The 19,454-nt window shown below is 65.3% G+C and carries 27 protein-coding genes; 14 read left to right on the top strand and 13 right to left on the bottom strand.

The window, feature by feature from the left end; genetic code table 11:
* Nucleotides 1-29: 29 nt before the first annotated feature.
* A complete protein-coding gene (locus ACFJI2_RS17530; protein WP_377705859.1) occupies nt 30-866 on the top strand; it encodes a branched-chain amino acid aminotransferase in 837 nt (278 codons plus the stop codon).
* Here the strand turns inward: ACFJI2_RS17530 and ACFJI2_RS17525 are convergent, their stop codons facing one another.
* From ACFJI2_RS17525 to ACFJI2_RS17510, 4 genes are all read right to left on the bottom strand, one after another.
* Nucleotides 867-1,415 carry a DUF3617 domain-containing protein gene (locus ACFJI2_RS17525; RefSeq protein ID WP_377701170.1) on the bottom strand — a complete coding sequence of 183 codons (549 nt, stop codon included), beginning with the start codon at nt 1,413-1,415 and terminating at the stop codon, nt 867-869.
* Nucleotides 1,416-1,452: 37 nt separating this feature from the next.
* Nucleotides 1,453-2,094, bottom strand: a complete 642-nt coding sequence (locus ACFJI2_RS17520; protein WP_377705858.1) for an OmpA family protein — start codon at nt 2,092-2,094, stop codon at nt 1,453-1,455.
* A 63-nt stretch (nt 2,095-2,157) separates the two neighbouring features.
* Nucleotides 2,158-2,304: a lmo0937 family membrane protein gene (locus ACFJI2_RS17515; protein ID WP_107870886.1), complete on the bottom strand. Its 147-nt coding sequence runs from the start codon at nt 2,302-2,304 to the stop codon at nt 2,158-2,160.
* A gap of 102 nt (nt 2,305-2,406) precedes the next feature.
* A complete protein-coding gene (locus tag ACFJI2_RS17510) occupies nt 2,407-3,108 on the bottom strand; it encodes a glycine zipper 2TM domain-containing protein (protein ID WP_377701169.1) in 702 nt (233 codons plus the stop codon).
* A 142-nt stretch (nt 3,109-3,250) separates the two neighbouring features.
* Here ACFJI2_RS17510 and ACFJI2_RS17505 point away from each other — a divergent pair, with 142 nt between their 5' ends.
* Complete coding sequence (locus tag ACFJI2_RS17505; RefSeq protein WP_377701168.1) at nt 3,251-3,994, top strand: Crp/Fnr family transcriptional regulator; 744 nt, start codon at nt 3,251-3,253, stop codon at nt 3,992-3,994.
* A 46-nt stretch (nt 3,995-4,040) separates the two neighbouring features.
* Here ACFJI2_RS17505 and ACFJI2_RS17500 read toward each other — a convergent pair whose 3' ends face one another.
* The 3 genes from ACFJI2_RS17500 to ACFJI2_RS17490 all read right to left on the bottom strand — a co-directional run bounded on the left by ACFJI2_RS17500 (nt 4,041) and on the right by ACFJI2_RS17490 (nt 6,733).
* Nucleotides 4,041-4,253: a glycine zipper 2TM domain-containing protein gene (locus tag ACFJI2_RS17500; protein WP_377701166.1), complete on the bottom strand. Its 213-nt coding sequence runs from the start codon at nt 4,251-4,253 to the stop codon at nt 4,041-4,043.
* 11 nt (nt 4,254-4,264) lie between these two features.
* Entirely contained in the window at nt 4,265-4,576 is a 312-nt protein-coding gene (locus ACFJI2_RS17495) for a BON domain-containing protein (protein ID WP_377701165.1), read from the bottom strand.
* Between the two features lie 99 nt (nt 4,577-4,675).
* The gene (locus tag ACFJI2_RS17490) at nt 4,676-6,733 is read right to left on the bottom strand and encodes an AsmA family protein (protein ID WP_377701164.1); all 2,058 of its coding nucleotides are present in this window, start codon (nt 6,731-6,733) and stop codon (nt 4,676-4,678) included.
* Nucleotides 6,734-6,865: 132 nt separating this feature from the next.
* Here ACFJI2_RS17490 and ACFJI2_RS17485 point away from each other — a divergent pair, with 132 nt between their 5' ends.
* The 6 genes from ACFJI2_RS17485 to ACFJI2_RS17460 are packed head-to-tail and all read left to right on the top strand — an operon-like array spanning nt 6,866 to nt 9,975.
* On the top strand, nt 6,866-7,258 hold the full coding sequence (locus tag ACFJI2_RS17485) for a DUF4398 domain-containing protein (RefSeq protein ID WP_377701163.1): 393 nt from the start codon (nt 6,866-6,868) through the stop codon (nt 7,256-7,258).
* A gap of 15 nt (nt 7,259-7,273) precedes the next feature.
* On the top strand, nt 7,274-8,185 hold the full coding sequence (locus tag ACFJI2_RS17480) for an OmpA family protein (RefSeq protein ID WP_377701162.1): 912 nt from the start codon (nt 7,274-7,276) through the stop codon (nt 8,183-8,185).
* A 21-nt stretch (nt 8,186-8,206) separates the two neighbouring features.
* Nucleotides 8,207-8,743 carry a ferritin-like domain-containing protein gene (locus ACFJI2_RS17475; protein WP_107980551.1) on the top strand — a complete coding sequence of 179 codons (537 nt, stop codon included), beginning with the start codon at nt 8,207-8,209 and terminating at the stop codon, nt 8,741-8,743.
* 55 nt (nt 8,744-8,798) lie between these two features.
* Nucleotides 8,799-9,101, top strand: coding sequence for a YqjD family protein (locus ACFJI2_RS17470; protein WP_057155779.1), 303 nt, complete (start codon nt 8,799-8,801; stop codon nt 9,099-9,101).
* Nucleotides 9,102-9,122: 21 nt separating this feature from the next.
* Entirely contained in the window at nt 9,123-9,503 is a 381-nt protein-coding gene (locus tag ACFJI2_RS17465; protein WP_377701161.1) for a phage holin family protein, read from the top strand.
* Nucleotides 9,504-9,543: 40 nt separating this feature from the next.
* Nucleotides 9,544-9,975 (top strand): hypothetical protein, encoded by a 432-nt coding sequence (locus ACFJI2_RS17460; RefSeq protein ID WP_377701159.1) that lies wholly within the window; start codon nt 9,544-9,546, stop codon nt 9,973-9,975.
* A 62-nt stretch (nt 9,976-10,037) separates the two neighbouring features.
* On the opposite strand, the gene ACFJI2_RS17455 is transcribed toward ACFJI2_RS17460, so the two are convergent.
* The 3 genes from ACFJI2_RS17455 to ACFJI2_RS17445 are packed head-to-tail and all read right to left on the bottom strand — an operon-like array spanning nt 10,038 to nt 11,049.
* Nucleotides 10,038-10,388, bottom strand: coding sequence for a hypothetical protein (locus tag ACFJI2_RS17455; RefSeq protein ID WP_377701158.1), 351 nt, complete (start codon nt 10,386-10,388; stop codon nt 10,038-10,040).
* A 16-nt stretch (nt 10,389-10,404) separates the two neighbouring features.
* Nucleotides 10,405-10,557 (bottom strand): DUF3309 domain-containing protein, encoded by a 153-nt coding sequence (locus tag ACFJI2_RS17450; RefSeq protein ID WP_082551849.1) that lies wholly within the window; start codon nt 10,555-10,557, stop codon nt 10,405-10,407.
* 48 nt (nt 10,558-10,605) lie between these two features.
* Nucleotides 10,606-11,049: a glycine zipper 2TM domain-containing protein gene (locus ACFJI2_RS17445; RefSeq protein WP_107870865.1), complete on the bottom strand. Its 444-nt coding sequence runs from the start codon at nt 11,047-11,049 to the stop codon at nt 10,606-10,608.
* Nucleotides 11,050-11,254: 205 nt separating this feature from the next.
* Here ACFJI2_RS17445 and ACFJI2_RS17440 point away from each other — a divergent pair, with 205 nt between their 5' ends.
* The 3 genes from ACFJI2_RS17440 to ACFJI2_RS17430 all read left to right on the top strand — a co-directional run bounded on the left by ACFJI2_RS17440 (nt 11,255) and on the right by ACFJI2_RS17430 (nt 13,564).
* Complete coding sequence (locus ACFJI2_RS17440) at nt 11,255-11,569, top strand: BON domain-containing protein (protein WP_107870863.1); 315 nt, start codon at nt 11,255-11,257, stop codon at nt 11,567-11,569.
* A 54-nt stretch (nt 11,570-11,623) separates the two neighbouring features.
* Complete coding sequence (locus ACFJI2_RS17435; RefSeq protein WP_377701157.1) at nt 11,624-12,865, top strand: AI-2E family transporter; 1,242 nt, start codon at nt 11,624-11,626, stop codon at nt 12,863-12,865.
* Nucleotides 12,866-13,045: 180 nt separating this feature from the next.
* The gene (locus ACFJI2_RS17430) at nt 13,046-13,564 is read left to right on the top strand and encodes a hypothetical protein (RefSeq protein ID WP_377701156.1); all 519 of its coding nucleotides are present in this window, start codon (nt 13,046-13,048) and stop codon (nt 13,562-13,564) included.
* A gap of 11 nt (nt 13,565-13,575) precedes the next feature.
* On the opposite strand, the gene ACFJI2_RS17425 is transcribed toward ACFJI2_RS17430, so the two are convergent.
* The 3 genes from ACFJI2_RS17425 to ACFJI2_RS17415 all read right to left on the bottom strand — a co-directional run bounded on the left by ACFJI2_RS17425 (nt 13,576) and on the right by ACFJI2_RS17415 (nt 16,132).
* Complete coding sequence (locus ACFJI2_RS17425; RefSeq protein ID WP_377701155.1) at nt 13,576-14,472, bottom strand: YihY/virulence factor BrkB family protein; 897 nt, start codon at nt 14,470-14,472, stop codon at nt 13,576-13,578.
* Nucleotides 14,473-14,546: 74 nt separating this feature from the next.
* Nucleotides 14,547-15,590 carry an OmpA family protein gene (locus ACFJI2_RS17420; RefSeq protein WP_377701154.1) on the bottom strand — a complete coding sequence of 348 codons (1,044 nt, stop codon included), beginning with the start codon at nt 15,588-15,590 and terminating at the stop codon, nt 14,547-14,549.
* A 287-nt stretch (nt 15,591-15,877) separates the two neighbouring features.
* On the bottom strand, nt 15,878-16,132 hold the full coding sequence (locus ACFJI2_RS17415; protein WP_377701153.1) for a hypothetical protein: 255 nt from the start codon (nt 16,130-16,132) through the stop codon (nt 15,878-15,880).
* 246 nt (nt 16,133-16,378) lie between these two features.
* Here ACFJI2_RS17415 and ACFJI2_RS17410 point away from each other — a divergent pair, with 246 nt between their 5' ends.
* From ACFJI2_RS17410 to ACFJI2_RS17400, 3 genes are all read left to right on the top strand, one after another.
* Complete coding sequence (locus tag ACFJI2_RS17410) at nt 16,379-16,996, top strand: winged helix-turn-helix domain-containing protein (RefSeq protein ID WP_377701152.1); 618 nt, start codon at nt 16,379-16,381, stop codon at nt 16,994-16,996.
* 151 nt (nt 16,997-17,147) lie between these two features.
* Nucleotides 17,148-18,062 (top strand): zinc-dependent peptidase, encoded by a 915-nt coding sequence (locus ACFJI2_RS17405; protein ID WP_377701151.1) that lies wholly within the window; start codon nt 17,148-17,150, stop codon nt 18,060-18,062.
* Between the two features lie 99 nt (nt 18,063-18,161).
* Nucleotides 18,162-19,445 carry an ATP-binding protein gene (locus tag ACFJI2_RS17400; protein WP_377701150.1) on the top strand — a complete coding sequence of 428 codons (1,284 nt, stop codon included), beginning with the start codon at nt 18,162-18,164 and terminating at the stop codon, nt 19,443-19,445.
* The last annotated feature ends 9 nt before the right edge of the window (nt 19,446-19,454 follow it).

The following is a 19,454-nucleotide window of genomic DNA, read 5'->3' as shown; positions in this document are numbered from 1 at the left end:
CTGTGATCAACAACCGTTCGGACTTCTTCATGTATCTCACCTATTTCAACGGCCAGTGGAGCGAGGGTAACGCGCCGCTGTTCGGCGCCATGGACCATAGCGTCTGGCTCGGCTCTTCCGTTTTCGATGGCGCGCGCTCGGTGCGCGGCCATATGCCGGACCTGCGCCCGCACCTGGAGCGCGTGATCCGCTCGTCCACCAGCGTCGGCCTGGTCTGTCCGCTGAGCGTCGATGAGATGGAGCAGCTGGTGCGCGAGGGCGTGGCCAGGTTCCCGGCCGATGCGGAGCTGTATATCCGTCCGCTGGTGTTCGGCACCGACGGCTTGCTGATCCCGGTGGCGGAAAAATCGGCGTTCGCGCTGACCCTGTTCGATGCGCCCATGCCGCCGTTCACCGGCTTCTCGGCCTGTTTGTCCACCTTGCGCCGCCCGGACGCGGACATGGCGGTGGCCGATGCAAAGGCGTCCGCGCTGTACGCCAACTCGACCAAGGCGCTGCGCCTGGCCAAGGAGCGCGGCTACGACAATGCGGTGATGGTGGACAGCCAGGGCAACGTGGCGGAGTTCGCCACGGCCAACCTGTTCTTCGTCACGCCCGAAGGCAAGGTGGTGACGCCGGTGCCGAACGGCACTTTCCTGTCCGGCATTACCCGCGCGCGCGTGATCAAGCTGCTGGGCGAGGCGGGCGTGGCGGTGGAAGAGCGCTCGGTGAAGCCGGAGGAATTGCTGACGGCGGTGGAAATCTTCAATACCGGCAACTACGGCAAGGTGACGCCGTGCGTACGCTACGAAGACCGCGCGCTGCCGGTCGGCCCGGTGGCCACGCAGGCGCGCGATCTGTACTTCGCCTTCATGGACGCCAACTGATCAGTTTTTGGGCGTGCACACAGGGCTGAGCAGGCGGCCGGTGCTGTCCACCGTCATGCTCTCCTGCTGGCCCTGCATCGTGCCGGTCACGTTCATGCGCATGGTGTAGGCGCTGTCGCCCTGGAACAGCACCTGGCCGGTGCCGCTGGACGGCGGTCGGGTGCAGGTGAAACTGATGTTCATGCCGCCCGGGATGGGCGTCTGGCTGGTCTTGCAGTCCCCTTGCTGTCCGGCGGGCAGTTCCTTTTTCTCCGCCATTTCCCTGGTCACGCAGTAGGTCAGCTTCATGCCGCCGTCGGCGCCGGCGGACAGGGCCACGCCTTGCCTGGCCATCATGGCTTCCACCATCTGGCGCTGCTCGGGCGGCAGGTTGGCCAGCTGCTTTTGCGCTGCGGCCAGGGCACTGGCGTTGCCGCCCTTGGCGCTGTGGATTTTGTTGGTGATCTCCCACAGGCCGGGGCGGATGGTCTGCGCGGCGGCGGGGGAAATGAAAACGGCCGCAAGTGCTGCGGCCGGGATGAGGCGGAGAAGAGGACAGATGGCAGGCATGGCGGCTCCCGGTTGCGTAGCCGCCAGCATACCCCAATCAGCCCCGGCTTTGCGGTTCCGCGACGAAGATCTCCACGCGGCGGTTGCGGGCGCGGCCCGCATCGTCGTTGTTGGAGGCGATCGGCTCGCGCGAACCCTTGCCTTCCACCACGATGCGGGTCGGCGAGACGCCGCGCGCAGCCAGGTAGTCGCGCGTGTGCGATGCGCGGTCCACCGACAAGGGCTGGTTGATGGCGTCGCTGCCGGTGCTGTCGGTGTGGCCGATGATGCTGACCGTGGCGGCAGGATTCTCGTTCAGCGTGGTGGCGAAGCGGTCCAGGATGGGACGGAAGTTGGACTTGATGTCGGCGCGGCCGGTGTCGAAGGAGATATCGCTTGGAATCTCCAGGCGCAGGCGGTTGTCGTCGGTCTTGCTGACTTGCACGCCGGTGCCTTGCGTGGCCTGCTCCATGGCGCGCTTCTGGTTCTCCATGCGGGTGGACCAGATGTTGCCGATGACCGCGCCGGCCGCCGCGCCGATCAGGGCGCCGCCCGCCGTGCGGCCACTGCTGTGGCTGCCCGTGGTGCCGCCGATCAGGGCGCCCAGCGCCGCGCCCGCCCCGGCCCCGGTGGCCGTGCCGCGCTGGGTAGCGGACATGTCGGCGCAGCCGGTGCTGGCGAAGGCGATGGCCAGCGCCATCGCGCCCGCCAGGGCTTTTTTACTGCCGTTGATGCTGATTGGATTCATAGCCTTTCCTTATCGCTAAATGCCGCGTCCGCTTATCAGGCGCAGCAGGATCATGATGATCGCCACTACCAGCAGAATGTGGATAAAGCCGCCGACGGTATAAGAAGTCACCAGGCCCAGCAGCCAGAGGATAATGAGTACTACAGCAATAGTGTATAGCATGATAGTGGTCCTCTCGTCTCAATGTTGATTTAGGAGTTGTCAGTATCGGCGGATGCGGCTGGCCGATCTGTACGGTGCCGTACATAAAGTCTTATTTATTTCTCATCCATGGCGCAGCTCGCCTTTCACCACGCGCACGCGTTCGCCTTGCTGCCAGCCCGGGGCGCTGCGGTGGAAGGTACGGTAGCTGCCGTCGTCCATGCGCACCTTGATGGTGTAGCTGCGCGTGGCTTTCATATTGCCTTCGACCTGGTTGCCGACCACGGCGCCGCCCACGGCACCGGCCACGGTGGCCAGCTGGCGGCCGTGGCCGCCGCCGATCTGGTGGCCCAGCAGGCCGCCGACCACGGCGCCGGCGCCGGCGCCCAGGCCGCTGCCTTGCGCGCGGGTGGTCACTTCACGCACCGATTCCACCACGCCGCAGCTCTTGCAGACGGCGGGCGCGGCCGGTTCGGCCTGCGCCACGCGCTGCGGCTCGGGGGCGCGCTCGGGGGCGCGTTCATAGCCGCGCCCGGCAATGCGCTCGGGCTCGGTGCTGGCATAGGCGTTGCCGGCCGGCGGTGGCACCGGGGTCAGGCTGGAGCCTGGGCCGGGACCGGGATGGTAGCCGGGATAGGAGGCGGGCGCGTCGCTGGCGGGCTGCGGCGCCAGGGGCGCGGCGGCCAGCGCCTGCGGCGCAGGACTGCTGTTCGAATTGGGCAGCCAGCCCATCAGCGCTGCGATGCCGACGCTGCAAAACAGGATGACGGCGATGGCGGCGGTCAGCAGCAGCGGGTGGTTGGTGCGGATGGCGTTGGTGTTCATGGTTGTTGTCCTTATCAGTCTGATGCACGGGATTTTCGCCGCACCGGGCTGGTAGTTCAGTGCGTCAGCGTACATACATGGGAATTCAATGCCGTTACCCTTGATTTCATGATGAAGAAAAGCTAACTGTTCCGCCGAACCCATGGACCTGACCCTTGCCACCGCCCACAGCAGCATGCCGCCGCCCGATTTTGGCAACCGGCTGCTGGCCAGCCTGCCCGAAGACGATTTGCTGCACCTGGAATCATTTTTCGAGCAGGTGCATGCGGACGTGGGCGACGTGCTGTACGAGCCGGGCCAGGCCATCCAGTACATCTACTTTCCCAGCGATAGCCTGATTTCGCTGCTGGCCGTGGCCGAAGGCCGCATGACGCTGGAGGTGGGTTCGGTCGGGCGCGAGGGCATGATAGGGTCGTCGGTGGCGCTGGGCCACGAGCTGGCGCAGGTGCGCGCGGTGGTGCAGCGGGCCGGACACGCCAGCCGCATCCACGCGGCCGATTTCTGCGCCGAGTTCGCGCGCATGGAGTCGCTGCAGCGCCTGCTGTACCGCTACACCGACACCCTGCTGGCGCAGGCCATCCAGATCGCCGTGTGCAGCCGCTTCCATGTGCTGGAGGCGCGCCTGGCGCGTTCGCTGCTGATCACGCGCGACCGCCTGCAATCCGAAAAATTCCACCTGACGCACGAGTTCCTGGCGCACGCGCTGGGCGTGCGCCGCGTCGGCGTGACCAAGGCGGCCAGCGCGCTGCAAAACCAGAAGCTGATCACCTACAGCCGCGGCAATATCGAGATCCTCGATTCGGCCGGGCTGGAGGCGGTGTCCTGCCGCTGCTACGAAATGGTGAAGGACACCGGCAGCATCGGCATGGCCAACGTGTTCCTGTAAAAAAAAAGGACTTCCAAGGAAGTCCTTTTTGCTTGCCTGCTGCGGATTAGCGCGGCGGCTTGCTGACCTGGTTGCCGATCACGCCGCCCACGGCCGCGCCGCCGACGGTGCCGACAGTGCTGCCGCCGGTCAGGACCGAACCGGCCACGCCGCCCACGGCTGCGCCGACGGCGGTGTTCTTATCTTGCTGGGACATGCCCGCGCAAGCACTCAGGGACAGGATGGCGGCAACGGCCGCGAGATGTTTAACATAGTTCATGATGTTCTCCTTTATTTGAGGCGCATGTCGTTGGTAACGCTTTTGACGCCGTTGATGCTGCGTGCTGCTGCCACTGCCTTGTCAATGTCCGCCTGCGAGGAGACGAAGCCGCTTAGCTGCACCGTGCCCTTGTAAGTTTCCACATTGATTTCGGAAGCGTTCAGTTCCGGCTGGTTCACCATGGCGGCTTTGACGTTGGCGGTCAAGACCGTGTCGTCGATGTATTCGCCGGTGCTTTCCGCCGTCGGCGTCGATGCGCAGCCAACCATGGCGGCCAGCATCAGCGCAGAAAGCAAGGCGGGTACTGATTGCAGAGTTCTCATCGTGTGCTCCTTGTAAGATTGCGCCTGTCAATTGGCGCTTCCGACATGGTCAGAATAGCCTTTCTGCGATGAATGTTCTGTTCGCCACTTCACGCTGAGTCATTGTTTGCGCGCCGCCGCTTTTTTCATCGTTTTGCCCGGCGGCGGCGCCACCGGCTTGGCGCGCGCCTGCGCCAGCAGCTTGCCGCATTCGCTGTCCTTGCCGGGGCCGGTGTTAATCAGCGGCAGCAGCGCCGCCACCGGGGCGGCCGCCATTGCCAGCGCCACCGCGCCGCCGGCCTTCAGGGCCAGCACGCCCTTGTCCACGCTCACGTTGGGCTGCTTGAAGGTGCCGGTCACGTACAGCGGCGAACGCAGCGTGATGATGCGCAAGCCCTTGCTGTCGGGCTTGAGCGTGAGGTTGAGCTGCTCGCTGGCCAGGTTCACGCTGCCGTTCACGCTGATCACGGCGTCGTCGGTGTCGACGATGAATTCGCGCGTCTGCGCCAGGCCGTTGGTGACCACGAAATCGGCCGCCAGGCAGTTGAGCTTGACCTGCCGGTCGCCGGACAGCGTGGTCAGCACCACATTGCCCAGGTTCAGGCCCATCTGTTCCAGCAGCAGCTTGCTGATGCTGCCCTGGTCGATCAGCGCCTTGACTTCGCCGTTCGAGGCGGCCAGCAAGGTGGCCACCGAATTGCCGGTGGCGCTGAGCGAGGCGTCGCCGTTGACTTCGCCCACGCTGGCCTTCAGGCCGTCCAGCGTGGGGAACAGTTCCTTGAGTTTCAGGTGGCGCGCGCTGGCCTTGAGCTGGGCGCGGATGGCGTCCTTGTCGGTGCGCCCGCTGCCGTCGAGCTTGACGTTCGAGGTCAGCTTGCCGCCGGCCCAGTCGAAGTTGAGCGGGGTGAGCGCGATCACGCCGTCCTTCATGTGGATGTCGGTGACCAGGTTGGCGATCGGCAGCTGCTTCTCGCGCACGATGCGGTCGGCCTTGAACTTCACGTCGGCGTCGATGCTGGTCCAGCGCTCGGTGCGGAATTTTTCCACCGGGAGTACCTTGCCGCTGGGCTGCACGGCGGGCAGGCCGCGCGCCGCCTTGCTGGCGTTGGAGTCGGCGCCCACCAGCGGTCCCAGGTCGGCGAACTGCAGCAGGTGCGACTGCACGTTGCCGCTCAGGTAGCCGCGCGGCGCCTTCTGCTGGTATTCCATGTGGCCGCCGATGTCGCTGGAGCCAACCTTGCCGGTGAACTTGTCGTAGATGTAGTGGCCACTGTCCTTGCCTAGCGTGGCGCTCAGGTGGCCGGAGGTGGTGAAGGGCGGCGTTTCGGGCAGCACGATGCCGGTCAGGGTGTACAGGCGCGCCATGCTGGGGCCGGACAGCGTGAGCTTCATGTCGAGCGCGGCCAGCGCGGTGGGTTTGGTCAGCGTGCCTTCGACCGCGATGCGGGTGCCGCCCAGGTTCACGTCGGCCGCGACCGGAAAGGGCGTGGTCTGCTGCTGCAGGGACAGCACGGCGCCGGCCTTGCCGCCGCCGGTCACGGGCGCGCCGCGCCACTGGCCCTTGAGCTTCCACGACACGCCGTACACGGGGTCGGCGTTGATGGTGTCGACTTCGGCGGTGGCGTCGGCCTTGGCGACGGCGTCCTTGTAGTGCACGGTGCCCTTGGTGAATACCACGCGCTGCAGGTCCAGGTGCCACGGCGAGGGCTTGTCCTTCTTCTGGAAGGTCCAGTTGTTCCGGCCGTCCTCGCCCCGCTGCAGCAGCACGGTGGGCGCCTCAAAGCGCAGCACGGGGATGGAGATCTCCTTGCTCAGCAGCGCGAAAGGATTGAGCGAGAACGAGAACTCGCCCACGCTGGCCATTTCGGCCGGCTGCATGCCGTCCGGGTTGCCGAGGTGGACGTCCTGCGCCACCAGGTGCGGCCACGGCAGGTGGTCGCGCCAGCTGCGCTCGCGTTCGGGCACGATCTGTTTTTCCCACGTCAGCGCCAGCTTGCCCTTGATGGCGAACGGGCGGCCGATGGCTTCGCTGGTCTTCTCGCTGAGCCAGGGACGGGCGCGGTTCCAGTCGTAGTTGAGCAGCACGATCAGCGCCACGGCGGGAATGGCGATCAGCGTGCCTGCGGTGGCGAGGGCGATTTTTGTTCTGCGCGGCATGGACATGATAGGGCCTTTCATGGTGACTTTCATTCTCGTCTAAGGCACCAGCCTACACCACGCGTGGCGGGTGCAATGTGCGGCACCGTACTGAAGAAGTTCCCCGGAGCGCTTATAACGTCGGTACCCCTCATACATTCAAGGAGAAAAACAATGAGCACTCCGCTGCGTATGCAATCCACCTCCGCCATTTGCGGCCTGGCCCTGCTGGTGCTGGCAGGCTGTGCCAGCCAGAAGACGCCCGCCACCGCCGATGTCGCCGTTTCGCGCGCGGCGGTCGACAGTGCCACCTCGGCCGGCGCGGCCGAACTGGCTCCGGCCGAAATGACGTCGGCGCGCGAGAAAATGCTGCGCGCCAACCAGGCGCTGGCGGCCAAGGATTACCAGGCCGCGCGCGACCTGGCCAACCAGGCCCAGGCCGATGCCCGCCTAGCCCAGAGCAAGGCCAACTCGGCCAAGGCCACGGCCGCCGCCGACGCGCTGCAGGAGAACATCCGCGTGCTGCGCGAAGAGCTGGACCGCGCCAACACCACCACCGTCAAATAAGCCAGGGAGACCACCATGAAAATGCTATTCAAACCTGCCGCGCTGGCGCTGGCCATCGCGCTGAGCGCCTGCAGCTCCGCCCCCACCACCACCAGCCTGCTGGACCAGACCCGCGGCGACTACATGGCCGCGCAGAACAATCCTGCCGTGGCCCAGTATGCGCCGGTGGAATTCCGCCAGGCCACGGCCGCGCTGGACCGCGCCAACGAAGCGGCCGCCCGCAAGGCGGACGCGGCCGAGGTCGACAAGCTGGCCTACATCGCCAAGCAGCGCATCGGCGTGGCGCAGGAAGTGGCGAAACAGAAGGGCGCCGAAGCGCAGGTGGCCGATGCGGCGCGCCAGCGCGACCAGATCCGCCTCGACGCGCGCACCGCCGAGGCCGAGGCGGCCAAGCGCAATGCCGAACAAGCCCAGGCGAAGGCCGAGGCGGCGCGCAGCCAGGCCGACGCGGCCCGCATGGCCACCGAAGCCCAGGCCGCCGCCACGCGCGATGCGCAGGCCAAGGCCGACGCGCTGGCGGCCCAGCTGGCCGACCTGCAGGCCAAGCAGACCGAGCGCGGCATCGTCATCACCTTCGGCGACGTGCTGTTCAATACCGACCAGGCCGTGCTGACCGAAGGCGGCCAGCGCACCTTGCGCAAGCTGGCCGACGTGCTGAACCAGAACCCGGACCGCAGCGTGATGGTGGAAGGCTTCACCGACAGCACCGGCACCTCGGCGCACAACCTGGAACTGTCGCAGCGCCGCGCCGAAGCCGTGCGCAGCGCCCTGATGGCCATGGGCATCGAAGGCACCCGTATCGCCACGCGCGGCTACGGCGAAGCCTATCCCGTGGCCGGCAACGACTCGGCCGGCAACCGCCAGCTGAACCGCCGCGTGGAAATCGTGCTGTCCGATGCGGGCCGCCCGGTCAACGCGCGCCGCTGAACCATTTGAAAAGGAATTGTCATGGCTGAATCCACACTATCCCCACCCGCCGGCATCGATACGGCAGCCATCCGCGCCGCGGCGCAGAATCTGTCGGACGGCCCGGTCACGGCCGGCTACAAGGGCGACCGCGAGGCCGTCATCAAGATGCTGAACGGGGCGCTGGCCACCGAGCTGGTCTGCATCCTGCGCTACAAGCGCCACTACTACACGGTGGCCGGGCGCGACAACGCCGGCGTCAAGGCCGAGTTCCTGGAGCATGCCACCCAGGAGCAGGAACACGCGGATTGGCTGGCTGAGCGTATCATTCAGTTAAACGGCCAACCCGATTTCAATCCGGCAACGTTGCTCGATCGCAGCCATGCCGAGTATGATGAGTCAGGCGAGGTGCAATCGATGGTGCGCGCCAACCTGATTGCCGAACGGGTGGCCATCGAGTCCTACCGCCAGATGATCGAGCAGATCGGCGATTCGGACCCGACGACCAAGCAATTGTTGATCAAAATCATGGCCGTCGAAGAGGAACACGCGGACGATATGCGGGACCTGCTCGAATAAGGATGCGCTTTTTTGCAAGACCGTTTTTTACCCACCATAACAACAGGAGTCCATCATGCTTGAAAATAACATCAGTACCGTGAACAACGACGTGAAAACCCTGGTCAAGGACGCCCAGGCGCTGTTCACCGCAGCCACCGCGCTGACTGGCGAGAAGGCCGAAGAACTGCGCGGCCGCGGCATGCGCGCGCTGGACACGGCGCTGGCCAAGGCCCACGAGGCGCAGCAAAGCGCGGTCGCGGCCGGCAAGCAAATGGCCCAGTCGACGGACGCCTATGTCAAGGAAAACCCGTGGCGCTCGATCGCGCTGGCGGCCGGGGTCGGCCTGCTGGTGGGCGTCATCCTGGGCCGCAAGTAATTGCGCCAGCCAGGAGCTGACATGGAGCAGCCTGCAGCGCCTGCCCCTGGCTTGATCGGCTCGCTAGCCGGCGTGTTCCGCAACTCGGCGCGGCTGATGCTGTCGCGCATCGAGCTGGCGGCACTGGAGCTGTCCGAGGTGCGCGAGCACCTGGTGCAGCTGTCGGTGGTGTTCGCGCTGGCGCTGGTGGCCGGCTGGTTCGCGGTGGCCTTCACCACGGCCACCGTGGTCTATCTGGCGTGGGAAGCGATCGGCTGGAAGATCCTGCTGATCCTGGCCGCCGGCTTCATCGTCCTCACCGTGTGGCTGGTGATGATGGCGCGCGGCCTGCTGCGGCAGAACAAGCTGGGCTTGCCGATGACGATGGCGGAGCTGCAAGGCGACCGCGATATGCTGTTGTGATGCGTGTTGCGATGCATATTGCCATGATGCGGGAGACGCCATGAACAAGGAAGAACGCGCAGCCCTCGCGGCTGCGAAAGAGAAGCTGGTGCTGGAAGGCCAGCTGTACCGGGTCAGCGTGGTGCACGCCAAGGCCCAGGTGGCCCACGCGCTGCGCCCGGACGCCATCGTGCACAGCGCCATCGAACATGCGCTGGGCGTGGTGCAGCAGCGCCTTGCGGGGCTGTTCGGCGGTGCCGGCAGCAAGGGCCGCGAGGCGCAGGGCGGCGAGGGCGCATCTGCCGGCTTGGGCGGCCTGGCCAGCCTGGCCGGCATCATCGGCCTGGTCAAGGGCATGGGGCTGACGCGGGCGCTGCCGATTGCGCTGCGGGTCGGCTCCTTCGTGGCGCGGCGCCGCCTGGTCAAGCCGGCGCTGATTGCCGGCGCTGCGGCGGTCGCTGCGGGCTTATGGCTGTCGCGCCGCAAACCCTGAGGCCAAGCCAGCGCAATAAAAAACGCCGCGAACTTCGCGGCGTTTTTCATGGTGCGGCTGCGTCACTGCCCGCTGGTGTCGTACGCCCCCTGGCGCGGGTTGTTGGCGTTGGCGATCTGCTCGCGCATATTGCTGATGTCGGCGATATAGGTCGCTTGCGCCTCCTTCATGCATTCGCTGCGTTCGTCCCTGGGCAGCTGCTTGCAGCCTGCCTTGGCCTCGGCCAGCGCGGCATTGATTTCCTTGCGCAGCGTGGCCATTTGCTGCGCCTGCGTGCGGTCCGGCTTGCTCCAGCGGGCTGGATCGCCGTGCCTGAGTTCCTGTTTCTGGTGAACCGCCACCTCGGGCGGGGTGACTTGCGCCTGCGCGCCGCAACAGGCGGCGAGCAGCGCTATGGCTAGTGTGCGTTTCATCATGTTCTCCTATGGCTCAAAGTCGGCCGGTAAACAACATGAACAGCAGGATCAATACAATTACGGCCGTGACGCCACTGGGCGCATATCCCCAGTTGCGGCTGTGCGGCCAGGCAGGCAGCGCGCCTATCAGTAACAGGACCAGTACGATGAGGATGATGGTGCCCATGGCGTTACTCCTTTGTTTGTTGTGTAGTTAGCGTAGTTGCTTGTGGTCTTAGTAGCGATAGACGCGGCCGTCGACCATGCGCACGCGGTTGCCCACGCGCAGGTCGTAGACACTGTCCTGGTTGACGGTGCGGTAGTCGCCGTTGTCAAGCCGGACCGTTATCTGGTAGGCGTCGTAGGGCTGGTTGCGGTTGCGCTCCACGTTGTTGCCCACCAGTGCGCCGCCGATGGCGCCGGCCGCGGTGGCCGCCGTGCGGCCGCTGCCGGAGCCGACCTGGTTGCCGACCAGTGCGCCCACCAGGCCGCCGGTGACGGCGCCAACTCCACTGGTGGCGGGATCGATACGGACAATCTGGATCGAATCGATAACGCCATAAGTGGAGTCGTTGCTGGCAGTGGAGTAATTGGTGGACTGCATCGGGGTGCTGGAGCAGCCGGTGATCAGTGCGGAAGCTGCGATCATCAGTGCCGCAAGGGTTTGTGTCGTCTTCATGTCGATCTCCTGAAAAGTGTGCTTACAGCATAGTCAGCTTGCCGGCAAGGGTCTGTGCGATGACGCACGAAGTCCTGCGCGCACAGGGTTTGTTGCAAACGTAGAAAATTTGTCATCGTGTGTACGCTAGCGTACAGATGGCGTGCCGCAACTGCGGGAAACTGCAGACTGCTCAGTTGAGCACTCGCCAACCAAGGAGAAAACCATGAAGATCGCTCAAAAAATTGCAACCGCCGTATTTACCGCCGCTACCGTGTTTGCCGTTGTCGGCTGCGCATCCAGCCCAACCAAGGAAGGCACCGGCGAATACGTCGACGACGCCGTGCTGACCACCAAGGTCAAAGCCAGCATCTTCAACGAGCCTACGCTGAAATCGACCGAAATCAATGTCGAGACCTTCAAAGGCACCGTGCAGCTGAGCGGCTTCGTCGCCCAGCCAGGCGACATCACCAAAGCCGGTGAAATCGCGCGCGGCGTGGCCGGCGTGAAGTCGGTCAAGAACGACATCCGCGTGAAGTAAGCATGCGACCGGCGCCGTCCCTGCGGGGATGGCACCGGCAAGCGAAAGAACAAAATGCACCTCGACGACGCAGCACACCGCCCGCTGGATGCTGCGGCGCCGCCCGCGCCGGCGCCCACGCCTGCCCCCGTGGCCGAACCCGCAGCCCCTGCCGCGGACGCCCCGGACCTGCCGCAAGACACTCCCCTGATTCCGCCCGAGGCCACCGCCCGCCTGCCGCTGCACGTGAACGCGCGCGGCCTGGCGCTCGGCATCATCGCCACCGTGGCCTTCCTGTACGCGCTGCAATGGGCCAAGCATTTCCTGGTGCCGCTGCTGCTCGGCATCTTCATCGCCTATACGCTGAACCCGCTGGTATGCTGGCTGGAGCGCATCCGCGTCCCACGGCCGGTGGGCGCCACGCTGGTAACGATGGCCATCCTGCTCGGCTCGGGCGCCATTGCCGACAAGCTGCATGGCGAATTCCAGAACATTGTTGAAGAACTGCCCACGGTGACGCATAAGCTGTCGCGCCTGCTGTCCGACAAGCTGGGCAAAGGCCCGAGCACGCTGGAGCGCATCCAGGCGGTGGCCACCGAGATAGAACAGGCCGCCTCCGGCGGGGCCAAGCGCACGGTGCGCAAGGCCGTGCCCGCCGAGCAGGGCGGGATCAAGGTGATCGACTGGGTCTGGGCCGGCTCGATGGGCGTGGCCGGCTTCATCAGCCAGGCCGCGATGGTGATCTTCCTGGTGTTCTTCCTGCTGCTGGCCGGCGACACCTTCAAGCGCAAGCTGGTCAAGCTGACCGGGCCGTCGCTGAGCAAGAAGAAAGTCACGGTGCACATCCTCGAAGACATCAACAGCAGCATCCAGAGCTATATGTTCATGCTGCTGGTGACCAATGTGCTGCTGGCGCTGCTGATGTGGATGGCCTTGCGCGCCATCGGCCTGGAAAATGCGGGGGCCTGGGCCATCGTGGCCGGCCTGCTGCACCTGATGCCGTACTTCGGCCCCTTGCTGATCACCAGCGCCACCGGCGTGGTGGCCTTCCTGCAATTCGAATCGCTGCAGATGGTGCTGCTGGTGACCGGCGCCTCGCTGGCCATCGCCACCCTGGTGGGCACCTTCGTCACCACCTGGATGACCGGCCGCATTGCGCGCATGAACGCCGCCGCCGTGTTCGTCAGCCTGCTGTTCTGGGGCTGGCTGTGGGGCGTGTGGGGCCTGCTGCTGGGCGTGCCGGTCATCGTTATCATCAAGGTGGTGGCCGAGCGTGTCGAAGGCATGGAAGTGGTGGCCGAGCTGCTGGGCGAATAGCCAGCGACACAGCCCGCTACATGGCCAGCTAAATTTAGCCCGCCAGGCGGTTGAATTTCTCCGGGCACCGGCGTATAAAAACAGATGCGTCCAACCACCGGAGAACAAGATGGCTATTCATGCTGAAGGCATTCCTGGCAGTACCGAACGCACGGCTCTGCCGTTCCCCCTGAAGATAAATTGCTGGCGCTGGCCGACTGCGACGGTCGCGCGCTGCCGGTGGAGCGGCCCGCACCGCAAGTGTCGCGCGCGGTCCTGGCAGCCTTGCAGGGCAGTGCGCTGGGGCTGGAATTTGACGAGAGCAACTTCCTGTGCCTGCGCCATAAGGACGCCGTGCACGTGGTGTGCGTGTCGCGCCAGGCGGCGCAGCGCGGCGCCAGCGACAGCCTGCCCAGGCAGCGGACCGTGCTGGGGGCAGTAGCGACCCGCACGCAGGGTGAAGAGGGCTACCGCGTCGACCATCTGCTGCTGGCCGAGCCGGTGGCGGGCCTGGCTTGCAGCGTGCACGTGATGGTGCAGCAGCGTTCCGGCGAGATCGTGATGGCGGGCTGGGGCGAGCTGGCGCATGGCCAGCTGCTGTTCCATCTGCATGCGGTGGACCGCCCCGGCGCCGTGCCGCTCGCGGTCGCCGGCTGCCTGGGCAGCGGGCGCCTCGATATCACCCACGCGGCGGCGGCCATGCCACCAGCCATGCACTAGCACGCCGCATACTAGAACTTCAAATTGCCCTGCTCGTCGCGCGGATGGTGGCGCAAGCTGCCCAGCTGCAGCGCGTACTGGCGCGCGAACTCGGCGCCGAGAAAGAAGATCTGCGCCGAGTAGTACACCCACAGCAGCAGCGCGATCAGCGAGCCGGCCGCGCCGAAGCTGTTGGCCACGCCGCTGTTGCCGATATAGGCGCCAATGGCGTATTTGCCCAGCGTGAACAGCGCCGCCGTGCCGAGCGCGCCGATGATCACGTCGCGCCAGGACAGGGCGATGCGCGGCAGCAGCTTGTAGATCACGCCGAACATGGCGGCAATCACCAGGAAGCCGATAATCCAGTTAATCACGCTCAGCGCCAGCGCCGCGTTGCTCCATAGTCCGTTCCAGTATTTCTCCAGCAGCGCCAGCGCCGCGCTCACCACCAGCGACACCATCAGCAGAAAGCCCAGCACCAGCACCATGCCGAAGGACAGCAGCCGGGTGCGCACGGTGTCCCAGACCGTGCCTTGCGTGAGCGGCGGCAGCTGCCAGATTTCGTCCAGGCTGGCTTTCAGCTCGGCAAACACGGTGGTGGCGCCGAACAGCAGCAGGGCGCCCGCCACCAAGGTGGCCAGCCTGCCTTCTTCGTGGTTGCGGGCGCCGGCCAGCACCGCCTGCAGCGCTTCGGCGCCCTGCGGGCCGACCAGGCCGCGCAACTGTCCGAACAGCTCGCCCTGCGCCGCCTGTTCGCCGTAGAAGGCGCCGGCGATGGCGATCACCAGCACCAGGATGGGCGCGATGGAAAACATGGTGTAGAAGGCCAGCGCCGCGCCCTTGCTGCTGGCGCGGTGCTCCAGCCACTCGGTGACGGTGCAGACAGCCACGCTGCGCAGCGTCTTGACCTTGGGCGGAATATGTCTCATGGCAATACCTCCTTCCGAAAAGGAAAAAGGGGCCGAAGCCCCTTTCCCTTGCAGTCAGATGACCAGCCGTGCGATTAGTTCACGCGGCGTTCGATGGTCACTTGGTCGACTTCAACGCGGCGGTTCGGCTCCAGGCACTTGATCAGGTCGGCGCGCTTCTTGTTGTCGCACTGAACCACTGGCTGGGACTCGCCCTTGCCAACAGCATTCAGGCGCTCAGCGGCCACGCCTTTGCCGGTCAGGTAAGCCTTGACCGCGTTGGCGCGCTGTTCCGACAGCTTCTGGTTGTACTTGTCCGAACCCAGGCGGTCGGTGTGGCCGGTGATGGTCACATTGCCGACGGATGGGTTGTTGTTCAGCAGCGTGGCCAGTTCGTCCAGCTTAGGCTGGTTCGGGTTCAGCTTGGCGCTGTCGAAGGCGAACAGTTCGGTCGCCGACATGGTGACCTTCTCGAAACGCGGTGCTGGCGGCGGTGGAGGAGGTGCAACCGGTGCCGGTGCCGGCGCGGCCACTGGTTCCGGTGCCGGTGCCGGGGCTGGTGCCGGTGGCACAGGCTTGGCGCCCAGGGCGTAGTTCAGGCCCACGGTCAGGTACACGTTGTTGCTCTTGCCCACTTCCGGGAAGGCGGAACCGCGCAGGAAGCCGTGCACATTGCGCAGGTCGGCTTGCATGGCCCAGCGGTCGTTGATGTCGGCCTGGAAGCCCAGGCCGGCGCTGATGTACGGCGAGCTCTTGCGAACTTCGCTGCGCAGCGGCTGGTTCTGGGTGTCGCGCTCGGCGCCGGCGCCGATCAGCAGGAACGGACGGAACGATTTGCGGGAGAACAGGTACAGGCCGTCAACGCCCAGGGTTTCTTGCTGATAGCGCAGCGCGTCGTCCTTGGCGCGGGCATAGGTGTAGCCCATCTGCAGGTCCCAGTTCGGGGACACGGCCTTGCCGAATTTCAGGCCGGCGCCGTAGGCGCTCTTGTCGGTCACGAAGCCGGAATCAGGCTTGAAAGCGCTGATGCTGGGCTGGATGTACCAGTTAGGGTTGATTACGGCTTCCTGCGCCAGGACGGCGGTCGACGACAGCGACAGCAGGGCGGCAATGATAGCGATCTTGTTGGTCTTTTTCACAAGTAACTCCCGTTTTTATTTGAGGGTGGTGCTGCCTACACAGCGAGGTTTCCAGCTTTGATGCCAAGCTGTTGGACTGGACTGTATGGACATTCGTTCAACAACTCCGTGCGCTACCGCACAAAACCTTGCGCAAAATCAAAAGTGTTGTCGAATTGTGACGGTCCAGCCTGTGAACTGTCTGCGTTTTGCGCAGTCCAATGGAAACCGCGCCGTCACCAAGAATGGTGCGGCGCGGTAGGTATTGTAGCAGAGTAACAAGCTTGGTGACTTGGCCAGCCTGCAAATTAGCGGCTAGGCGGAGGCGGAGCCGGCTCCTCGGCAGGTTTGGCGGCGTCGGGCACCACGATCACGGTATCGCCGGCTTTGCCGGGTTCGCCCGGGGCGCCTTGCGGTCCCGGTGGGCCGGGAACGGGTACCGGCACCGCAGCTGGGGCCGGGGCCGGCGTTTCGACCGCCGGCGGGTTGTTAACAGTGGTTTTTTCGCAAGCACTCAGGGCGAGTGCGGCAGCTGCAGTGGCCAACAGGATGGAAAGTTTCATGATGAGTCCTCTCTTTGGTAAAGATGGTCCCAGCTTAGCCGCGTGCGGCGCGTTGCTCTGTTCGCAAACGCACCAAGCGGCACCCGGGGGCCAAATTGGTCTATTGCTCACTTATGTTCGTTGCCGCACAGACCGAAAGTGGGCCGGGCGGCATCCTAGAGCCCGAAGTAGACGAAAGCGTGGCCTTCACAAGGCAGTCGGGCCCCTGGCCGCGCAATCCTGGCTATCGTTATAAGGAGTGTTGAAATGCATGCAATCAGAGAAAACCAAAATTCCGGCCACGCCCTGCAGGAGCCCATCAAGGCTGCTGACAAACCACGGCTGACCCTGGTAGAACGTCCCGGTCCCATTCCTGAACGCAAGGCCTTGTCGCTCGCGCCCATCGAGCGGGTGCGTTCGACTTCGGCTACGCTGCGCCGCATTGAAAACATGCAAAAGCTGATCGCCGAGCTGCAGCAGCACGAGATGCTGGCCGACGAGATTGCATGGTTCCTCAAGTTTTCGCCTTCCGGCGCCCGCAAATACATCCGCGACCTGCGCGACGCGGGCGTGATCGAGCTGGCGCGCTATATTGAAGGCACTGCCACCTACCTGGGCAAGGCTGTGTACCAGCTCACGCCCGACCCCGAGCGCGTCAAGCAATTCCTGGCCGCCATTGTGCAGCCCAAGCGCGAAGGCGCGCCGCCGCGCAAGGAACGCCCCAGCCTGCGCGAGCAAGCCATGGCCGGCGCCGGCCGCCACTTCCATATCCTGGCCGACGACACCCATTATGCGATTCGCGTGAACCGCGGTCCCGTGACCCGCGACCCGCTGGTGGCGGCGCTGTTCGGCGCCCCGACTTCGCTGCAAAAAGCGCAGCCATAACCGCGCCCGTGGCCGCAGCGCGGCCACGACGCTGCAGCGAAGCGCCAGATTTGCTACATTGATACAGCCGGAATGCGTTCCGGCTGTTGTGCATTGAATTGTCGGAAAGGAACCCCACCTGAGGCGGACGAGTTTCCTTATGGATGGCATTATGGACGGATTGTTGTGGCTCCCCGTGGTGGCGCTGGCCTTGGCCGCGCCGCTGCTCTACCCGCGCTGGACCTTGCGCCGCGCGCTGGCCCGGCCCTTGCCGGCCGCAGCGCACGCCATCCTGCAGCGCAACATTCCCGTCTACGCCAGCATGGGCGCCGAACTGCAGCAGCAGCTGCAGCAGCTGGTCAAGCAATTCCTGCACACGAAAAAATTCGTCGGCTGCGAGGGGCTGGAGGTGGACGATGAAATGCGCTACACCATCGCCGGCCAGGCCTGCCTGCTGTTGCTGAACCGGCCCAGCAAGGTCTACCGCGCGCTGCACACCATCCTGGTTTATCCCAGCGCTTTCCTGGTGCCGCGCCAGCAGATGGAGGCGGGCGGCGTGGTCACGGCCCACAAGCAGACCTTGCTCGGCGAGTCCTGGGACGACGGCCGCGTGGTGCTGTCCTGGGCCGACGTCAAGCGCGGCTACCGCGACTGGACCGACGGCCACAATGTGGTGCTGCACGAGTTCGCGCACCAGCTCGACAGCGAATCGGGCAGCACCAACGGCGCGCCTTACCTGGGCAGCCAGGATAGCTACCGCAGCTGGTCCGCCGTGCTGTCGCGCGACTACGACAACCTGCGCTACGACGCCTACTACGGGCGCCAGGACAGCGTGCTCGATCACTACGGCGCCACCAGCCCGGCCGAGTTCTTCGCCGTGGCCACCGAAACCTTTTTCGAGAAGCCCTGGCAGATGGCCGAACGGCACGCCGCGCTGTACGACGAGTTCATGAAATACTACCGGGTCGATCCGCGCGGCTGGCTGGCGCCGCCGGCGCCGCCCGAGCCGCAGATGCCGCCGACGCCGCCGGTGATGGCGGCCCCGCCCGGCGCGCCCGGCCGTTCCTACGCTATTGCAAGCTGGTAGGCTGGTTGCGGGCCGTGCACAGTGCGCGTAAATTGCGCGCTTTACTATGAGGAAAAGCGCATAATTCCAGCATGTCCCGTGCCAGGCGAAGGGTGCAACATGCAATTCGAGGAATTCGATTTTTTCACGCAAGCCCCAGCGGCACCGGCCGCCGCGGCGGAGGCCGCGTCACCGCTGGTGCGGCTGCAATACCTGGTCGACAACACGCCTGCCATCATCTATTGCACCGTGCCCAGCGGCGACTTCAAGATGACTTTCGTCAGCAACAACGCCCTCAATGTGCTGGGCTACCGGCCGGAGGACATGGTGGCCGACCCCAATTTCTGGTTCGACCATATCCACCCGGACGACGCGCCCAATATCTTCTCCAGCCTGGCCAGCATCTTCACCGAAGGGCAGCGCGCCTATGAATACCGCTTCCGCACCGCCGACGGCACCTATCTGTGGATGCACGACAGCCTGCGCCTGATCCGCGACGAGCACGGCGCGCCGCTGGAGGTGATCGGCTCGCTCACCGACATCACCGTGCGCAAGCGCATGGAGCAGGCCCAGCACGACCTGATCGCCAAGCTGCGCGAGGCGCATGAGCAGTTGCTGCAGTCGGAGAAGATGGCCTCCATCGGCCAGCTGGCGGCCGGCATTGCGCACGAGATCAACAACCCGGTCGGCTTCGTCAATTCCAATATGGGCACCTTGCGCAATTACGTGGCCACGCTGTTCGGCGTGGTGGACGCCTACGACCAGGCGCTGGCGGCGCAGCCGCTGCCGGCGGCGCTGGCCGCGCGCCTGGCCGCCGCGCGCCAGGCGGCCGACCTGGAATTCCTGCGCGAGGACGTGACCGAGCTGGTGAAGGAATCGATGGACGGCCTCAAGCGCGTGAAGGACATCGTGCAGGCGCTCAAGGACTTCTCGCACGTGGGCGAAACCGAATGGCAGGTGGCCGACCTGCACCACGGCCTGGACAGCACCCTGAACATCGTCGCCAACGAGATCAAGTACAAGTGCACGGTGGAGAAGCACTACGGCGTGCTGCCGCAGGTCGAGTGCCTGGCCTCGCAGCTGAACCAGGTGTTCATGAATTTGCTGGTCAATGCCGGCCACGCGATCAAGGAGCGCGGCACCATCACCTTGCGCACCGGCGCTGAAAACGGCTGGGTCTGGATTGAAGTGGGCGACACCGGCTGCGGCATCCCGCCGGAAAACCTGAACCGCATCTTCGAACCGTTTTTCACCACCAAGCCGGTCGGCAGCGGCACCGGGCTGGGATTGTCGCTGTCCTACGGCATCGTCAACAAGCACGGCGGCCGCATCGAGGTCGCGTCCGAGGTGGGCAAGGGCACGCGCTTCACGATACGGCTGCCGGTGCACCCGCCCAAGGCCTGAGGCGCTCCG

This window comes from Pseudoduganella sp. UC29_71 (genome assembly GCF_042693265.1).
Taxonomy (GTDB): domain Bacteria; phylum Pseudomonadota; class Gammaproteobacteria; order Burkholderiales; family Burkholderiaceae_D; genus Rugamonas.
The sequence above is the reverse complement of the archived record's forward strand: the minus strand, read 5'-3'. Positions and strand labels throughout refer to the sequence as shown.

Bases quoted from the DNA above. Each gene is read 5' to 3' on its own strand.
- ACFJI2_RS17435 (WP_377701157.1), top strand. From the start codon at position 11,624: ATGCACCTCGACGACGCAGCACACCGCCCGCTGGATGCTGCGGCGCCG.
- ACFJI2_RS17465 (WP_377701161.1), top strand. From the start codon at position 9,123: ATGGAGCAGCCTGCAGCGCCTGCCCCTGGCTTGATCGGCTCGCTAGCC.
- ACFJI2_RS17415 (WP_377701153.1), bottom strand. From the start codon at position 16,132: ATGAAACTTTCCATCCTGTTGGCCACTGCAGCTGCCGCACTCGCCCTG.
- ACFJI2_RS17495 (WP_377701165.1), bottom strand. From the start codon at position 4,576: ATGAGAACTCTGCAATCAGTACCCGCCTTGCTTTCTGCGCTGATGCTG.
- ACFJI2_RS17525 (WP_377701170.1), bottom strand. From the start codon at position 1,415: ATGCCTGCCATCTGTCCTCTTCTCCGCCTCATCCCGGCCGCAGCACTT.
- ACFJI2_RS17475 (WP_107980551.1), top strand. From the start codon at position 8,207: ATGGCTGAATCCACACTATCCCCACCCGCCGGCATCGATACGGCAGCC.
- ACFJI2_RS17490 (WP_377701164.1), bottom strand. From the start codon at position 6,733: ATGAAAGGCCCTATCATGTCCATGCCGCGCAGAACAAAAATCGCCCTC.
- ACFJI2_RS17455 (WP_377701158.1), bottom strand. From the start codon at position 10,388: ATGAAACGCACACTAGCCATAGCGCTGCTCGCCGCCTGTTGCGGCGCG.
- ACFJI2_RS17470 (WP_057155779.1), top strand. From the start codon at position 8,799: ATGCTTGAAAATAACATCAGTACCGTGAACAACGACGTGAAAACCCTG.
- ACFJI2_RS17500 (WP_377701166.1), bottom strand. From the start codon at position 4,253: ATGAACTATGTTAAACATCTCGCGGCCGTTGCCGCCATCCTGTCCCTG.
- ACFJI2_RS17485 (WP_377701163.1), top strand. From the start codon at position 6,866: ATGAGCACTCCGCTGCGTATGCAATCCACCTCCGCCATTTGCGGCCTG.
- ACFJI2_RS17410 (WP_377701152.1), top strand. From the start codon at position 16,379: ATGCATGCAATCAGAGAAAACCAAAATTCCGGCCACGCCCTGCAGGAG.
- ACFJI2_RS17505 (WP_377701168.1), top strand. From the start codon at position 3,251: ATGGACCTGACCCTTGCCACCGCCCACAGCAGCATGCCGCCGCCCGAT.
- ACFJI2_RS17440 (WP_107870863.1), top strand. From the start codon at position 11,255: ATGAAGATCGCTCAAAAAATTGCAACCGCCGTATTTACCGCCGCTACC.
- ACFJI2_RS17480 (WP_377701162.1), top strand. From the start codon at position 7,274: ATGAAAATGCTATTCAAACCTGCCGCGCTGGCGCTGGCCATCGCGCTG.
- ACFJI2_RS17510 (WP_377701169.1), bottom strand. From the start codon at position 3,108: ATGAACACCAACGCCATCCGCACCAACCACCCGCTGCTGCTGACCGCC.
- ACFJI2_RS17400 (WP_377701150.1), top strand. From the start codon at position 18,162: ATGCAATTCGAGGAATTCGATTTTTTCACGCAAGCCCCAGCGGCACCG.
- ACFJI2_RS17520 (WP_377705858.1), bottom strand. From the start codon at position 2,094: ATGGCGCTGGCCATCGCCTTCGCCAGCACCGGCTGCGCCGACATGTCC.
- ACFJI2_RS17460 (WP_377701159.1), top strand. From the start codon at position 9,544: ATGAACAAGGAAGAACGCGCAGCCCTCGCGGCTGCGAAAGAGAAGCTG.
- ACFJI2_RS17425 (WP_377701155.1), bottom strand. From the start codon at position 14,472: ATGAGACATATTCCGCCCAAGGTCAAGACGCTGCGCAGCGTGGCTGTC.
- ACFJI2_RS17405 (WP_377701151.1), top strand. From the start codon at position 17,148: ATGGACGGATTGTTGTGGCTCCCCGTGGTGGCGCTGGCCTTGGCCGCG.
- ACFJI2_RS17450 (WP_082551849.1), bottom strand. From the start codon at position 10,557: ATGGGCACCATCATCCTCATCGTACTGGTCCTGTTACTGATAGGCGCG.
- ACFJI2_RS17445 (WP_107870865.1), bottom strand. From the start codon at position 11,049: ATGAAGACGACACAAACCCTTGCGGCACTGATGATCGCAGCTTCCGCA.
- ACFJI2_RS17530 (WP_377705859.1), top strand. From the start codon at position 30: ATGTATCTCACCTATTTCAACGGCCAGTGGAGCGAGGGTAACGCGCCG.
- ACFJI2_RS17515 (WP_107870886.1), bottom strand. From the start codon at position 2,304: ATGCTATACACTATTGCTGTAGTACTCATTATCCTCTGGCTGCTGGGC.